The organism is Agrobacterium sp. M50-1 (assembly GCF_049843495.1).
GTDB classification, from domain to species: Bacteria; Pseudomonadota; Alphaproteobacteria; order Rhizobiales; family Rhizobiaceae; genus Agrobacterium; species Agrobacterium radiobacter.
Map to the genome: position 1 here is coordinate 254,660 of NZ_JBBHZH010000007.1, position 16,023 is coordinate 270,682.

A 16,023-nucleotide genomic window follows, 5' to 3' on the forward strand; every position below is an offset into this window, starting at 1 on the left:
TACATATAGTAATGGCTCATGACGTCTCTCAGCCGCAAACTTCTGCCCTCCACCAGCGCTCTCGCCGCCTTCGATTCCGTTGCAAGGCTCGGCAGCTTTTCCGCTGCGGCGGAAGAATTGGCGCTGACGCAAGGGGCGATCAGCCGGCAGGTTATGTCACTGGAAGAACAGCTTGGCGTGCGCCTGTTCGAACGCGGCGCGCGCGGCGTGGCGTTGACGACGGAGGGGCGCGCTTATGCAAAATCGATTGCCTCCGCCCTCGGCGAAATACGGTCTGCATCGCTGCAGATCATGACCAAAACGCATGGCAATACGCTGAACCTCGCTATGCTGCCCACCTTCGGCACCCGCTGGCTTCTGCCGCGTATCCCGGATTTCGTGGCAAACCACCCCGAAATCACCATCAATTTCGCCACCCGCATCGGGCAATTCGACTTTGAGCGCGAGCAGCTGGATATGGCGATCCATATCGGTCAGGCGGACTGGCCGGGGGCGGAAAGCACCTTTCTGATGCATGAAATGGTTGCGCCGGTGTGCAGCCCGCAATTCCTCAGCGCTCATCCCGTCGAAAAGGGAGAGGACATCGCCGCCCTGCCTTTGCTGCACATGGCCTCGCGGCCGGGAGCGTGGGGCCACTGGTTCGAAAGCCTCGGCCTGTCGCTTGCCTTGCCGCAAGGCATGCGCTTCGAGCAGTTTTCCAGCGTGGCGCAGGCCTGTATAGCCGGCCTCGGTGTGGCGCTGATGCCGCTTTTCCTGATCGATAACGAGCTGAAATCGAAGCAACTGATAACAGCCTTCGATCATCAGGCCAAAAGTCCAAGCTCCTATTATGCGGTAGCGCCGCTCTCGCGCGCCAATCACGTTCCGGTCGTGCTGTTTCGCGACTGGCTGGTGCGGCAGGTTGAGGCCTATCGTGCGGCGAGCATGACAGCCTCATAAAAATAATCGCACTTTTTTCGGGCATTTAGACTTTATGCCCAGGTTTTCGCCGTGTTTCGCTGTCTTGTGGACTCGACAGGAAAGCTTAGCTGGATTATCGTGATTAAACGTTTAATCAACCCCTTCGGACCATCATGGCGTCTTCACGGCCTGCCACCAATCTGAGCGCGATAGCAGCGGCACTCGGCGTGTCGGTGGCAACCGTGTCCAATGCGCTTTCCGGCAAGGGTCGTGTTTCGCCTGAACTGGTGGAGCGCATCCGCAAAACCGCAAGCGAACTTGGTTATGTGCCGAGTTCGGCGGGCAGGGCGCTGCGCACCGGCAGATCAGGTGTTCTGGGGCTGGTTCTGCCTGACATTGCCAATCCGCTTTTCCCGCAGATCGCGCAGGCCATCGAAAAGGCGGCGGTCTCTGCCGGTTACGGTGTGCTGATTGCCGATGCGCGCGGCGAGATCGCCATGCAGACGGATGCCATCAACCGGCTGATCGAGCGCGGTGTGGATGGCATGGTGGTTGTCCCCCGCCGCGGTACGCGCATTGCCGATGTCGATTGCCCTGTTGCGGTTATCGACAGTCCCTCGACACCCGGAAACACGGTTGCCGCCGACCATTGGGATGGCGGCCGGCAGGTTGGCGAATATCTGGCGGGGCTTGGCCATCGCAAGGTGGTGCTGGTGGGCAAAAACCGGGATTCCAATGTGCAGAACGACCGTCTTGGCGGTATTCGCGATGGTCTTGGCAAGGCATGCGTGACGCAGACGCTCTGGGTGGACGCCATTGAACAGGCGGACGGCGCGGGTTGCCGGCTTGGTCTTGCCGACAGGGTTGCCGAAGGTTTCACCGCCTTTGCCGCCGTATCCGATCTGCATGCGCTGCGCGCGCTCACCGAATTGCAGCGTGAGGGCATCGAGGTGCCGGAAGAGGCGAGCGTCACCGGTTTCGACGATCTCATCTTTTCCGCCGTGGTCACCCCGCCCTTGACGACCATGCGCATGGATATGGGCCGCATAGCCGATTTGGCCGTCGGCGCGCTGCTGCGCGCAATCGACGGTGCGGGTGAAAACGGCGTCGCTGTCGATGTGACGGCGGACATCTCGAAAGTACCGATGGCGCTGATCATGCGCGGTTCCACCGGCAAGGCAAAGCATGACGCGATTGAAGCCAAAAAAACGACAGCAGGAGAACTCACACCATGAAAAAAATCATTCTTGCATCGGGCGTCGCCCTGATGCTGACGATGGGCGGAGCGCAGGCGCAGGACAAGACGCTGACGATCTCTGTCTACGCCTTCGCGCAGGACGAATTCAAGGAACTGGTCTATACGCCGTTCGAAAAGCAATGCGGCTGCAAGCTGGTGGTCGAGACCGGCAACAGCGTCGAGCGTCTGGCCAAGATGGAGGCCAACAAGGCCAATCCGGTGGTCGATCTCGCCATCGTTTCCATGGCGGATGCGCTTTCCGCCACCCGCAAGGACCTGATCCAGAAGATCGACGCCGCCAAGGTTCCGAATATCGCAAAGCTCTATGACATCGCCAAGGATCCGAATGGCGACGGCATGAGCGTCGGCGTCAATTTCTACGCCACATCAATCGTCTACCGTACCGACAAGATGAAGATCGATAGCTGGGCCGATCTCCTGAAGGACGGTATCGTCGATCACGTCGCCTTCCCGAATGTCACCACCAATCAGGGCCCGCCGGCGCTTTACATGCTCGGCAAGGCCATCGGCAAGGACACGCCTGATCTTTCCGGCGCAATCGAGGCCGTTGGCGAAAAGAAGGACGATATCGTCACCTTCTACGTCAAGTCCTCGCAGCTGGTGCAGCTCATGCAGCAGGAAGAAATCTGGGCAGCGCCGATCGGCCGCTTCTCCTGGGCGCCGTTCACCAAGCTTGACTTGCCGCTCGCCTGGGCGACACCCAAGGAAGGCCAGACCGGCGGCATGAACGTGCTCGTGGTGCCGAAGGGCACCAAGAACGAAGATCTCGCGCTGCAGTTCATGGATTTCTGGCTTTCGACCGATGTTCAGAAGGCTCTCGCCGAAAAGCTGGTGGACAGCCCGACCAACAGGGAGGTCAAGGTTTCCGACGAGGTGGCGAACAACATCACCTATGGCGACGAAACCGCAAAAAGCCTGCAGCTCATCCCCTCCGACGTGACGCTGGATAACCGCGACAAGTGGCTGTCGGAGTGGAATTCCAAGGTCGGCCAATAAGTCCTTTCACCGTTTGGAATGGGGCATCGAAACGTCCGTGAGGACGGCTCCATTCCGGGAAAAGCGGTTCGGTCGTCCCCTGACCGCTTTTCCACCCCGCAATCTCGCAGGCTGGCGCGTCTGGCCAAAAAACAACCGGCCTGCAGGCCGTTCAGGGAATAAACCCATGTTTCAGAACCGGGCCGAAGCGCTGGCGCTTGCCTTGCCCGCCGCAATTTTCGCGGCGGCGGTCTTTCTCGTGCCGGTCTTCATGCTTTTATCGGAGGGCTTCCGCACCGCCGACGGCTGGACGTTGTCGGCCTATGCCGATTTCTTCTCCGATCCGCTGAACCAGACCGTTTTCCTGCGCACACTGAAGCTTGGCGCACTTGTCACCGCCGTTTCGGCCGTGGTGGGTTATGCGGCGGCCTTCGCCATCGTCAACCTGTCGCCGGGATCGAAGGGACACGTCGTTAATCTCGTCGTGCTGCCGCTAATGATTTCGCCGGTTGCCCGCACCTATGCCTGGATCGTCATTCTCGGCAGAACCGGCATTGTCAACCAGGCGCTGCAGGCGGTGGGGTTGAGCGACGCGCCGATCCGCATCCTGTTTTCCGAAACGGCTGTCTTCATCGGCCTTCTGCAATTGTTCCTGCCGTTGATGATCATCTCCCTCATCAGCGCGCTGGAGAACATGCCGAAGGATACCATCGCCGCCGCCCGGGTTCTCGGCGCAAACTGGTTTCAGGTGTTCTGGAAGGTCATCCTGCCGCTCACCAAGGAAGGGCTGGTCGTCGGCGGCACGCTGGTCTTCACCGGTTCGCTGACGGCCTATATCACGCCCGCCATTCTCGGCGGCTCCAAGGTGCTGATGCTCGAAACCCTGCTTTACCAGCAGGTGACGGTCTCCAACAATTTCGTCGCCGCCAGCGTCATCGCCTTCATCCTGATCGTCATGAGCTTTGCCGCCAATATCCTGCTGAAGCGCATCGCCACCGCAAGGAGCAAGAAATGACCCGGCAGCTCTTCATTCCGCTCACGCTCCTTCTTGTCGTCGGTTTCCTGATCGGGCCGTTCCTCATCATCGTCGCGGCCTCGTTTTCGGCTGGCGATACGCTCGCCTTTCCGCCGCAGGGTTTTTCGCTGAAATGGATCGCCAAGGTCTTTACGGTCGAAAGCTTCCGCGAGAGCTTTGCGATGTCGATGTTCCTTGCCATCGGCGGCACATTCACGGCGCTGATCCTCGGTATTCCCGCCGCCTACGCCATGTCGCGCTACAAGCTGCCGTTCAGCGAGACGGTGCGCACCATCGTTTCCGCGCCGATCATCGTGCCCGGCATCATCGTCGGTCTGGCGCTGCTGCGTTATTTCGTCGTGCCCTTCGGCATCGGCATCACGCTTGCCCTGTTTCTCGCCCACACGGCGCTCATCCTGCCCTATGCGGTGCGGGTGGTTTCGGCCAGCCTCAACAATCTGCGTTCTGATATCGAGGAGGCGGCGGTGCTGCTCGGCTCGTCGCGGTTTGGCGCATTTTTCCGTGTGGTGCTGCCCAATATTCGCGGCGGTATTCTTTCCGCCTTCATTCTCGGTTTCGTGACGAGTTTCAACCAGGTGCCGGTGTCGCTGTTCCTGTCGGGTCCGGGCGTGCGCACGCTGCCTATCGACATGCTGGGCTACATGGAAATCGTCTTCGATCCGTCCGTCGCCGCACTCTCCTCGCTGCTCGCCTTCCTTTCCATCGGCATTGTTTTCATGGCCGAACGTTTTCTGGGGTTCTCCCGTTATGTCTGACGCAAATTACCTTTCGCTCCAAAAAGTCTCGCTCGCCTATGGCGGCAATGTCGCCGTCAGGGATCTCGATCTCGATATCCGCAAGGGTGAGCTTCTAGCTTTGCTCGGGCCTTCCGGCTGCGGCAAGACCACGACGATGCGCGCCATTGCCGGGCTGATGCCGGTGGCGGGCGGGCGCATCGATCTCGATGGCGTCGACATCACCCGCGTTGCTGCGAACAAGCGCGCCGTCGGGCTGGTGTTCCAGTCCTATGCGCTCTTCCCGCATCTGACGGTCTATGAAAACGTCGCCTTCGGCCTGAAACTCAAGGGCTCGAGCGGCAAGGCGCTGGACGACAAGGTCGCCTCCGGCCTGAAGTCTGTGGGCCTGTCCAACTTCGCCTCGCGCAAACCGGCGGAACTATCAGGCGGCCAGCAGCAGCGCGTGGCATTGGCGCGCTCCATGGTCATGGAGCCGAAAGTGCTTTTGCTCGATGAGCCGCTCTCCAACCTCGATGCCCGTCTGCGCCTCGAAATGCGCACCGAATTGCAGCGCGTGCAGAAGGAAACCGGCGTGACGATGATCTTCGTCACCCATGACCAGATCGAGGCTCTGGCGCTGGCCGACCGCATTGTCGTCATGAAGGGCGGCAAGATTGAGCAGACCGGCACGCCGGAAGAGATTTATAACGCACCGGTTTCATCCTTCGTGGCAGACTTCGTCGGCTTCGAAAACATCTTCGCGCTGGAAGGCGGCGCGCTGAAAACCGCAAACGGCACAACACCGCTTCCCGGACCAGTCCCTTCAGCATCTGGACTGGCCTGGCGGCCGCGCATGGTAACCCTTGGTTCAGGTCCTTTCCAGGGAACCGTGCGCGGCACATCCTTTGCCGGAAATACCCGCGAATATCTGCTCGATACGCCGCTTGGCGCCATCAAGGCGGAAACCGACGCTGCGCTGACCGCCCATACGATCGGTGATACGCTTGCCTTTGACCTGCCGGTCGAAAAAGCGGCAAGCCTCAAGGTGTTTGGCTGATCATGGGTGTATGGATCGATACCGATATGGGCTTTGACGACATCGCCGCCATCATGGTGGTGCAATCGGCAGGCCTTGCCATTGACGGCATTTCGCTGGTCTTCGGCAATGCAACGCTGGAAGCGGTCTGCGGCAATGCCGCGGGCGCCGTTGCCGCCTTCGGCTGGTCGATGCCGATCCATCAGGGCCGCGCCATGCCGGTTCTCGGCGCGCTTGAAACCGCCCAGTCGATCCTCGGTGATTGTGGCATCCCGACCATCGGCCAAAGCCTGCCGGATGCGCCGGCCTTGCCGAAAAGCGATGCCTTTACCGCCCTCTGCCGCTGGCTGGAGGGGGAAGGCGAGAAGCGCATTCTCGCGCTTGGACCGCTCACCAATATTGCCGCACTTTGCCTCGCCCTGCCCGATCTTGCTGGCAGGATTTCCGACCTCACCTGGATGGGGGGCGGCGTGACGAGCGGCAACCACACGGCCTCGGCCGAATTCAATGCCTTCGCCGATCCGGAAGCGCTGGCCATCGTGCTCTCCCATGGCCTGCCGCTGCGCATGGTCGATCTGGACGCCTGCCGCAAGGTCACCGCCTCACCGGCCGATGTGCTGCCGATCCGCAATGCCGGTGGCAAAAACGCCGGGCTGATTGCCGATCTGCTGGAAGGCTTCATCGGCATCGCCACCAGCCGTGGCAGACCCGCCATGGCGCTTTACGATCCCGTCGCCGCTGTCGGCTTTTCTTCCGGCCTTCTCGGCTGGCGTCATGCGAGGATCGACGTTGAACTTCACGCGACGCTGACACGCGGGCGAACCGTGGTCGAGACGCGCGCTCAGAAAGCGCAAGACTTCAATGCGCATTTCGCCGAAACGGTGGATGCCGAAGCCGCAAAGGCTGCGGTTCTCGAGGCGCTGCGCCGGGAGGCCGCCCGATGAGCGCCAATTCACGGATATGCGAGCCGGCCGATCTCACCGAGGATGCGCTGCGCGCCCGCGCCGTTGCCGCCGCACGCGGCGATGCGCCTTTTGATGTTCTCGTCACCGGCGGAACATTGGTGGATGTGGTGACGGGGGAGCTTCGCGCCGCCGATATCGGCGTCGTCGGCGCGCTGATCGCCAGCGTTCACGAACCGGCAAGCCGCACCGATGCTGAGCAGATCATCGATGCGACGGGGGGCTATATCTCACCCGGCCTCATCGATACGCATATGCATATTGAAAGCTCGATGGTCACACCGGCCGCCTATGCGGCGGCTGTGGTCGCACGCGGCGTTACCACCATCGTCTGGGACCCGCATGAATTCGGCAATGTGCACGGTGTGGAAGGCGTGCGATGGGCGGCAAAGTCTATCGAAAACCTGCCGCTGCGCGCCATTTTGCTGGTGCCCTCCTGCGTGCCCTCGGCACCGGGGCTGGAACGCGGCGGGGCTGATTTCGATGCCGCCGTTCTCGCCGATATCCTGTCATGGCCGCAGGTTGGCGGTGTTGCGGAAATCATGAATATGCGCGGCGTCATCGAGCGTGATCCGCGCATGAGCGGCATCGTGCAGGCTGGGCTTGTCTCGGAAAAGCTGGTCTGCGGCCATGCACGCGGCCTGAAGGGCGTCGATCTCAATGCCTTCATGGCGGCGGGCGTCTCTTCCGATCATGAACTGGTCTCGGGTGAAGACCTGATGACGAAGCTGCGGGCCGGGATGACCATCGAGCTGCGCGGCTCGCACGATCACCTGCTGCCGGAATTCGTGGAGGCGCTGAATACGCTCGGCCATCTGCCGCAGACGGTGACGCTGTGCACCGACGATGTCTTCCCCGATGACCTGTTGCAGGGCGGCGGGCTGGATGATGTGGTGCGCCGCCTTGTGCGTTATGGCCTGAAGCCGGAATGGGCGCTGTGCGCCGCAACGCTCAATGCCGCCCAAAGGCTCGGCCGTTCCGATCTCGGCCTCATCGCCGCCGGCCGCCGCGCCGATATCGTCGTCTTCGAGGATCTGAGCGGCTTTGCCGCCCGCCACGTCCTAGCCGAGGGCAGGGCGGTTGCGGAAGGCGGGCATATGCTCGCCGAGGTTCCCGCCTGTGATGCGACGGCGCTTGAAGGTTCGATGAAGCTGCCGCTGCGCGCAGCCGATGATTTCCGGGTTGCCTCCGAAGGCGCCAAGGTGCGTCTCGCCACCATCGACCGCCCGCGCTTCACACAATGGGGCGAAGCGGAAGCCGATGTGAAGGACGGTTTCATCGTTCCGCCCGAAGGCGCAACGATGATTTCCGTTACCCACCGTCACGGCAAGGCCGAGCCTGTCACGAAGACCGGCTTCCTCACCGGCTGGGGAAACTGGAACGGCGCCTTCGCCACCACCGTCTCGCATGACAGCCACAACCTCACCGTCTTCGGCGGCAATGCCGAGGACATGGCGCTCGCCGCCAATGCGGTGATAACGGCAGGCGGCGGCATGGCTGTCGCCTCCAAGGGCAAGGTCACCGCACTTCTCCCACTGCCGCTTTCCGGCCTCGTTTCCGATGCGCCGCTTGAAGACGTGGCAAAGGCTTTCGAGGAATTACGCGCCGCCGTCGACAAGGTGGTGGAGTGGCAGCCGCCCTATCTCGTCTTCAAGGCCTGCTTCGGCGCGACGCTCGCCTGCAATATCGGCCCGCATCAGACGGATATGGGCATTGCCGATGTGCTTACGGGCAAGGTGATGGAAAGCCCGGTGATTGCCGTTCTCGAATAGCGGCGGTTCGCATCTGCGCGCTGCGATTTATTCCACCTTGGGCCCGTCAGGCGTCTGTGTTTCACGCGCGGCAATGCGCGCTGCCATCACGAAATTCTTCACCACGGGCGATGTCGTTCCGCGCCGATAGGCGAGCGATATTGAAAGCTGTGGCGGCGGGCCGCTGGAGGGCAGCAGGACGATGTTGTGCATTTTGACCTGCGCGACGGATTCCGGAACGAGGGAAACCCCGAGTTCGGCCGCGACCAGCGACAATATCGAGACGATTTGTGGTGCAGCCGGCCCGAGACGCGGCGTGAATCCAGCCTCCTCGCAGGCTTTTATCGATGCATCGTGAAGGCTGGTGCCGATGCTGCGTGGCGTCAGAATGAAAGGGTCTTCGCGCAGTTCTATCAGGTCTATGGCGGTTCCGCGCCGCGCGAGTGGATGGGATGCCGGCAGGGCGACCAGAAGCGGTTCGTCAGTGAGCACTTCCTCTAGCAACGTATCAGGGTCGGATTGTGAGGGGCGCAGCAACGCCACGTCCAGCCGATCTTCAAGCAGGGCTGGCGTCAGTGCGAGAGCAGCTGCCTCCATCACCTGAAGTTCTACGTCAGGGTATTTGCGTCTGTAAGTGCGGATGCAGGCCGGAACCAGAGGGTTGAGCGCCGCGGTGCCGGTAACGCCTATTCTCAGGATACCGGTTTCACCGGCCGCCGCCCTGCGTGCAAGCCGGATACCTTCGCTCACCTGATGCGGAATATGGGTCACCGCGATGCGAAACGCATGACCTGCCGGCGTTAGTTCCGCGCCATGCGCGAGACGCCGGAACAGCCGCACGCCGATTTCCTGTTCCAGAACCTTTATCTGCTGGCTGAGCGGCGGCTGCGCGATTCCCAGATGTTCTGCCGCCCGCGTAAAACTGCCTTCATGGGCGATGGCCAGAAAATAGCGGATGTGCCTGAGTTCCATGATATTAGATCCAGATATGGCATGAACGCCTTCCATATATTAGAATGAAAGACAGAGCTGCGCTATAGCTGGGAGCGAAAAGGACAAACCCGATGCGCCAGCTCAAAAAACAGGATTTCACCCCGCCGATCGTCATGACGGAGGAGCCGCCGGATGTGCTCTGGATCCGGCAGGGAAGCCGCCAGTTTCGCCGGGCGAGTTGGGCGCTCTTTCTGGCCGGCTTTGCCAGCTTTTCGCTGATTTATTGCGTGCAGCCGCTGCTGCCGGAATTTCCGGCGGAATTCGGCATCAACCCCGCAACCGCATCGCTCGCTTTGTCGCTGACGACGGGAACGCTTGCATTCGCCATTCTTCTCAGCGGTGCTTTTGCCCAGCTCTTCACCCGCCGAAATCTGATGTTCGTTTCGATGATGCTGGCCGCTATCGCCAATATCATTGCAGCAAGCACGGAAGGTTGGGCATGGCTGCTTGCCGCCCGCGCGCTGGAAGGCTTCGTGCTCGGCGGTGTTCCCGCCGTCGCCATGGCCTATCTTGCCGAGGAGATTGAACCTTCCAGTCTCGGCAAGGCGATGGGGCTTTATGTCGGCGGCACGGCGTTCGGCTCCATGGCGGGACGTGTTGGCATGGGGCTGGTATCCGCCTATACCTCATGGCAGGTGGCGATGTATGCGCTGGGGGCGGTCTGCATCCTCGCGGCCATCGGCTTCCTGCTGCTGCTTCCGCCTTCGCGGAATTTCCGGCCGCAGCATATGCCGCTGAAAAATCATCTGAGAATATGGGCGCAACATCTTGGAAATCCTGAACTTCGGCGGTTCTATTTCCTCGGCGCGATGCTGACGAGCGTGTTCACCACTGTTTTCAACTATTGCGCCTTTCGCCTCGTCGCGCCGCCTTACGAATTGGGCCGCACCGCCGTCAGCATGATCTTCCTGACCTTTGCCCTGGGTATCGTGGCTTCCTCCTATGGCGGTGCTCTGGTTGACCGGTTCAGCCGGCGGATCATGCTGGTGGTTGCCTTTTCCACCATCCTTGCCGGTATCCTGCTGACCTTCGCCTCAAGCATCATCCTCATCGTGGCGGGGATTGCGGCGATAACCGTCGGATTTTTCATTGGGCATGCGGCTGCCAGCAGTGGTGTGGGCGCCAATGCGGGAAGCGCCAAAAGCCATGCTTCCGCGCTCTATCTGCTGTTTTATTATTGCGGCGCGAGCATCACCGGCTGGATCGGCGGCTGGTTCTGGATCCATGCCGGCTGGCCCGGCATCATGGCCATCACCGCCGGCTGCGCGCTTGCCGGAATTTTAGCCAGCCTTGCCAGTCCGGGCGCGCGGCGCGCCTGAGCGGCCATCGCCGAGGTTTTACTCCGCCGCCAGTTCCTGCTCCACCAGCGTCGCCCAGAAAGCGACGCCCGGCACGATGGCCGCATCGTTGAAGTCGTAGGAGGTGTTGTGGTGCAGCGCGCCGTCCACCGCCGGGCCATTGCCGAGCCAGACGTAGCAGCCGGGGGCTTCACCCGCGAAGAAGGCGAAATCGTCGCCGGCGGTCGAGGGCGGGAAGGCGGTGCGGGCCTTATTGCCGAAGACGGTTTTGGCGGCGCGCAGCGCCCGTTTTGTTGCATCCGCCTCGTTGATGACGGGCGGAATGCGGCGGATGAATTCGTAATGCGCCTCGATGCCGAACATCGACGCCGTGCCCTTTGCCAGCCTGTCGATTTCCGCTTCCAGCTGGTCACGCACCTCAGGCGCATAGGCGCGCGCCGTGCCGCCGATTTCGACGAGATCGGGAATGACGTTGAGTGCCTTCGGGTCACCCGCCTGCACCGAACAGGCACTGACCACGGCGGGCTGCAGCGGATCGACCACGCGGCCGACGATGGTTTGCAGCGAGGCGAGGAAGGTGCCGGCGGCCGTTACCGGGTCACGGCCAAGATGCGGCTTGGCGCCATGGGTGCCGATGCCCTTGAAGGTGACGCGCCAGCTATCGGAAGAGGCAAGCTGCGGGCCTTCCACCACGGCCATCTCATCGATACCAAGCCCCGGCATATTGTGCAGGCCATAGACCGCATCGCAGGGGAACAGCGTGAAAAGCCCGTCCTCCACCATTTTCTTCGCGCCGCCACGGCCTTCTTCGGCTGGCTGGAAGATGAAATGCACGGTGCCGGAGAAATCGCGGGTCTTTGCGAGGTAACGCGCGGCGCCAAGCAGCATGGCGGTATGGCCGTCATGACCGCAGGCATGCATCTTGCCGGGAAATTTCGATTTATAGGGCCGGTCGGGCACCTCAGGCATGGCAAGCGCATCCATATCGGCGCGCAGGCCAATGCTGCGGGTGCCATTACCCACCTGCAGCGTGCCGACCACACCGGTGCCGCCAAGACCGCGATGCACCTTCAGCCCGGCGCGCTCGAGAAGATCGGCGACGATGGCGCTGGTTCTCTCCTCTTCGAAACCCAGTTCCGGATGCGCGTGCAGATCATGACGAAGCTCCGTCAGGAATGGCAGATCCTCGCCGATGCGATCCAGCAGTCTCATGGGAAGCTTGTCCTTGAATATGGGAAAAACCCGCGTCATAGGTGGGTTTGTCCGAATGCCTGTTGCTTTGTTTCCGTTCTAGCGGAAAAAGCCAATGAAATGAACCCGCCGCATATTCGCGGTTGTTGAAATGCCTGATGCGCCGAACGGGATCGGCGCGGCCGAAAACCGCGTCCGCCTTGCGCGATCCCGATCCTGAAAGGAAAACCGATGCCGCCATCCGCATCGCCCGCCGCCCATTCTCCCGCCGCGCCGCATGAGTTCTGGCAGGATATTCTTCCGCCGGCCACCTTCGGTACGGCGGGTCCGCATTCCAGCTTCTTTCCGGCGGAACTGGATGATGGAAGGCAGATCTGCCTGCCCGTCCGGCCGCTTGCGGATGGGGAGCACGCGCTGGCATCGCTCATCGTCAATCAGGCGTCGTTCGCGGTGCTGGAGGCGCTGGCCGCCGATCTCGCCGCCAAGCTCGCGCCCTTCAATCCGGATGTCGTTATCGGCCTGCCGACGCTGGGCTTGACGCTCGCCGCCGCCGTTGCCCGGCATCTCGGCCATTCCCGTTACGTGCCGCTCGGCACCTCACGCAAATTCTGGTATCTGGAGGAACTGTCGGTGCCGATGTCCTCCATCACCACCCGGCAGGAAAAACGGCTCTATATCGATCCCCGCATGCTGCCGCTCATCGAGAACCGGCGGGTGGCGCTGGTGGATGACGTGATCTCCAGCGGCAGCTCCATCGTATCAGGTCTTGCGCTTCTCGCCGCCTCCGGCATCCGGCCCGCTGTCATCGGTGCGGCCATGCTGCAATCGGATCGCTGGCGGGAAAAAATCGCCGCTTTCGGGCCGGAATGGCCGGAGCGGGTGAGGGGCGTTTTCGCCACGCCGCTGCTCACCAAAGCGGAAGATGGCTGGCGCGCCTGACGAAGCGCAAATTCCGGCAAAAGGCAAGTGGTGATAATTTCACCGCTGCCTAATTTGTGTCTTGCGAAGCTCGAAGAGATCGTCCTAAGATCGGCTCCGACAGACAATAGCGGTCGGCGAATAATGCGCCGGTTTGCTTTCGCGCGGTGTCATCCCGGCGTCTGCCCGCCCCCGTTTTGTTCTTTCCGATGACTGGAATTTCTTCCCATGCATGCAGTGTTCGACGGTCATAATGATGTGCTGCTTCGGTTGTGGCGCAACAGCAAGGCCGGTGCCGATCCGGTGGCCGAATTCAAGAATGGTACGCGGGAAGGCCATATCGATGGCCCCCGTGCAAGGGCAGGCGGTCTCGGCGGCGGCATCTGCGCCATTTATATTCCTTCCGGCGACCTCATTCTGCAGGAACCGGATGAAAGCGGCCATTACAACACGCCGCTCGCCGCTCCGCTGGAGCGCCTGCCTTCGCTGGATATCGCCATGGAGAAGGCGGCGATTGCGCTGAGGCTCGATCGCGCCGGCGCCTGGCGGCTGTGCCGCTCCACGGCCGATATTCGCAAGGCCTTTGCCGAGGATATTTTCGCCGCGGTGCTGCATATGGAAGGCTGCGAGGCAATCGGCGCCGATCTCGACGCGCTGGAGGTGTTTTACGCCGCCGGCCTGCGGTCGCTCGGCCCTGTCTGGAGCCGGCACAATATTTTCGGCCACGGCGTTCCTTTCTCTTACCCCATGTCGCCAGATACGGCGCCCGGCCTCACCGATGCCGGTTTTGCGCTGGTGAAGGAGTGCAACCGGCTCGGCATTCTCATCGATCTCGCGCATATCACCGAAAAGGGCTTCTGGGATGTGGCCAAGACCACCAGCCAGCCATTGATCGCCAGCCATTCCAACGCGCATGCGCTCACCCCGGTTGCCCGCAATCTCACCGACAGGCAGATGGATGCCATCAAGGAGAGCGGCGGACTGGTCGGCCTCAACTATGCCGTGACCATGCTCAGGGCAGATGCGCGCGACATTGCCGACACGCCGCTTTCCGACATGGTGCGCCATATCGACTACATGGTGGAGCGCATGGGCATCGATTGCGTGGCGCTGGGATCGGATTTCGACGGCGCGACGATACCCGTCGGCGTTGCTGATGCGAGCGGCAATCACAATCTGGTTGCGGCGCTGAAATCGGCGGGCTACGGTGATGGAGAACTTGCTAAAATATGCCGGGAAAACTGGCTGCGCGTCTTATCCCAGGCCTGGCATGAGGCCGCCTGAGAACACATAAAAGCGAACGAAATCAATCTTATAACAAAAGGGGAGATCCTATGATCAAATCGCTCAACAAATCCATGCGTATTCTCAGCACCAGTGCTGCCCTGTCGCTGATGATGCTGTCTGCGCCGCACGCTTTTGCCGCCACGCCGGCCGATACGCTGGTGGAAGGTTTCGCCATCGACGACATCATCACGCTCGATCCGGGTGAGGCATTCGAACTCTCCGCCGCTGAAGTCACCGGCAACACCTATAGCAAGCTGGTTTCCATCGATCTCAACGACACGTCCAAGGTTATCGGCGATCTCGCCGAAAGCTGGACGACCTCCGAGGATGGCCTGACCTATACGTTCAAGCTGAAATCCGGCCTGAAATTCGCCTCCGGCAATCCAATCACCGCTGTCGACGTCGCCTTCTCCTTCGAACGCGCTGTCAAGCTCGACAAGTCGCCCGCATTCCTGCTGACGCAGTTCGGCCTCAAGGGCGACAATGTCACCGAAAAGGCGAAGGCTGCGGATGCAAACACCTTCGTTCTGACGGTCGACAAGCCCTATGCGCCGAGCTTCGTGCTGAACGTGCTGACCGCAACCGTTGCGTCGGTGGTCGACAAGAAGCTCATCACCGAGAAGGCGAAGTCGGTCACGCCGAGCGCCGATTACAAATACGACACGGATTTCGGCAATGAATTCCTGAAGACGGGTTATGCCGGTTCCGGCCCCTACAAGATCCTCGGCTGGAAGGCCAATGAGGCGGTCATTCTGGAGGCCAACCCGAATTATTACGGTGAGAAGCCGAAGCTGAAGCGCGTGGTCTATCGCCACATGAAGGAAAGCTCCGGCCAGCGCCTGGCGCTTGAAAACGGCGATATCGACGTTGCCCGCAACCTTGAGCCAGGCGACATGGAAGCCGTTTCCAAGAAGGAAGGCCTTGCCGTCACCTCTGCGCCCAAGGGCACCGTCTATTACTTCAGCCTCAACCAGAAGAACGAGAACCTGAAGAAGCCTGAGGTCATCGAAGCCTTCAAATATCTCGTCGATTATGACGCGATCGGTGAGACGATCATCAAGGGCATCGGCGAAGTCCACCAGACCTTCCTGCCGAAGGGCCAGCTGGGTGCGCTCAACGAGAACCCCTACAAGCTCGACGTCGCCAAGGCGAAGGAACTTCTGGCCAAGGCCGGCCTGAAGGACGGCTTTACCGTGTCCATGGATGTGCGCAACACGCAGCCGGTGACCGGCATTGCCGAAAGCGTGCAGCAGACGCTGGCGCAGGCTGGCATCAAGCTCGAAATCATTCCCGGCGACGGCAAGCAGACGCTGACCAAGTACCGCGCCCGCACCCATGATATCTATATCGGCCAGTGGGGTTCGGACTATTTCGATCCGAACTCGAATGCGGAAACCTTCACCATCAACTACGACAATTCCGATGAGGGCAAGAACAAGACGCTCGCATGGCGCAATGCCTGGGACGTTCCTGATCTGACCAAGGAAACCCAGTCAGCTCTGCTGGAGAAGGACAGCGCCAAGCGCGCCGCCATCTATGAAAACCTGCAGAAGGAAGTTCTGGCGAAGGGTCCCTTCGTCATCATCTTCCAGCAGACGGAAGTGGCCGGTTATTCCGCCAAGCTCAAGGGCCTGAAGCTCGGACCGAGCTTCGACACCAACTACGTCTATACGATCTCCAAGGAATGATCCGGAAGGATCGG

General features: G+C 61.1%; 14 protein-coding genes. 12 read left to right on the top strand and 2 right to left on the bottom strand.

All coding sequences use genetic code 11. The features are described from left to right. Window positions 1–18: 18 nt before the first annotated feature. The 8 genes from WDZ78_RS18055 (at window position 19) to WDZ78_RS18090 (ending at window position 8,655) form a co-directional block, all read left to right on the top strand. Window positions 19–939: a LysR family transcriptional regulator gene (locus WDZ78_RS18055; protein ID WP_425673801.1), complete on the top strand. Its 921-nt coding sequence runs from the start codon at window positions 19–21 to the stop codon at window positions 937–939. A 134-nt stretch (window positions 940–1,073) separates the two neighbouring features. Then, a complete protein-coding gene (locus WDZ78_RS18060) occupies window positions 1,074–2,135 on the top strand; it encodes a LacI family DNA-binding transcriptional regulator (protein WP_020010358.1) in 1,062 nt (353 codons plus the stop codon). After that, window positions 2,132–3,154 carry an ABC transporter substrate-binding protein gene (locus tag WDZ78_RS18065; protein ID WP_425673802.1) on the top strand — a complete coding sequence of 341 codons (1,023 nt, stop codon included), beginning with the start codon at window positions 2,132–2,134 and terminating at the stop codon, window positions 3,152–3,154. Before WDZ78_RS18060 ends, WDZ78_RS18065 begins: the two co-directional genes overlap by 4 nt. 166 nt (window positions 3,155–3,320) lie before the next feature. Beyond that, window positions 3,321–4,148 carry an ABC transporter permease gene (locus WDZ78_RS18070; protein ID WP_020010360.1) on the top strand — a complete coding sequence of 276 codons (828 nt, stop codon included), beginning with the start codon at window positions 3,321–3,323 and terminating at the stop codon, window positions 4,146–4,148. Next, window positions 4,145–4,924 carry an ABC transporter permease gene (locus tag WDZ78_RS18075; protein ID WP_425673803.1) on the top strand — a complete coding sequence of 260 codons (780 nt, stop codon included), beginning with the start codon at window positions 4,145–4,147 and terminating at the stop codon, window positions 4,922–4,924. Before WDZ78_RS18070 ends, WDZ78_RS18075 begins: the two co-directional genes overlap by 4 nt. Further along, window positions 4,917–5,942, top strand: a complete 1,026-nt coding sequence (locus WDZ78_RS18080; RefSeq protein ID WP_425673804.1) for an ABC transporter ATP-binding protein — start codon at window positions 4,917–4,919, stop codon at window positions 5,940–5,942. Before WDZ78_RS18075 ends, WDZ78_RS18080 begins: the two co-directional genes overlap by 8 nt. Before the next feature lie 2 nt (window positions 5,943–5,944). Further along, window positions 5,945–6,865 (top strand): nucleoside hydrolase, encoded by a 921-nt coding sequence (locus WDZ78_RS18085; RefSeq protein ID WP_425673805.1) that lies wholly within the window; start codon window positions 5,945–5,947, stop codon window positions 6,863–6,865. Next, window positions 6,862–8,655: an adenine deaminase gene (locus WDZ78_RS18090; RefSeq protein ID WP_425673806.1), complete on the top strand. Its 1,794-nt coding sequence runs from the start codon at window positions 6,862–6,864 to the stop codon at window positions 8,653–8,655. The genes WDZ78_RS18085 and WDZ78_RS18090 overlap by 4 nt, the downstream gene beginning before the upstream one ends. A 27-nt stretch (window positions 8,656–8,682) precedes the next feature. Here the strand turns inward: WDZ78_RS18090 and WDZ78_RS18095 are convergent, their stop codons facing one another. Further along, window positions 8,683–9,606, bottom strand: a complete 924-nt coding sequence (locus WDZ78_RS18095) for a LysR family transcriptional regulator (RefSeq protein WP_020010365.1) — start codon at window positions 9,604–9,606, stop codon at window positions 8,683–8,685. 92 nt (window positions 9,607–9,698) lie between these two features. Between WDZ78_RS18095 and WDZ78_RS18100 the strand changes: the two genes are divergently transcribed. Continuing rightward, the gene (locus WDZ78_RS18100; RefSeq protein ID WP_020010366.1) at window positions 9,699–10,946 is read left to right on the top strand and encodes an MFS transporter; all 1,248 of its coding nucleotides are present in this window, start codon (window positions 9,699–9,701) and stop codon (window positions 10,944–10,946) included. 18 nt (window positions 10,947–10,964) lie between these two features. On the opposite strand, the gene WDZ78_RS18105 is transcribed toward WDZ78_RS18100, so the two are convergent. After that, window positions 10,965–12,137, bottom strand: a complete 1,173-nt coding sequence (locus WDZ78_RS18105) for a M20 aminoacylase family protein (protein WP_425673807.1) — start codon at window positions 12,135–12,137, stop codon at window positions 10,965–10,967. A 210-nt stretch (window positions 12,138–12,347) separates the two neighbouring features. Between WDZ78_RS18105 and WDZ78_RS18110 the strand changes: the two genes are divergently transcribed. The 3 genes from WDZ78_RS18110 (at window position 12,348) to WDZ78_RS18120 (ending at window position 16,009) form a co-directional block, all read left to right on the top strand. Beyond that, window positions 12,348–13,055 carry a phosphoribosyltransferase gene (locus WDZ78_RS18110; RefSeq protein WP_020810855.1) on the top strand — a complete coding sequence of 236 codons (708 nt, stop codon included), beginning with the start codon at window positions 12,348–12,350 and terminating at the stop codon, window positions 13,053–13,055. Window positions 13,056–13,262: 207 nt separating this feature from the next. After that, complete coding sequence (locus tag WDZ78_RS18115) at window positions 13,263–14,318, top strand: dipeptidase (protein WP_425673808.1); 1,056 nt, start codon at window positions 13,263–13,265, stop codon at window positions 14,316–14,318. A 50-nt stretch (window positions 14,319–14,368) separates the two neighbouring features. Continuing rightward, the gene (locus WDZ78_RS18120; RefSeq protein ID WP_425673809.1) at window positions 14,369–16,009 is read left to right on the top strand and encodes an ABC transporter substrate-binding protein; all 1,641 of its coding nucleotides are present in this window, start codon (window positions 14,369–14,371) and stop codon (window positions 16,007–16,009) included. Window positions 16,010–16,023 lie beyond the last annotated feature (14 nt).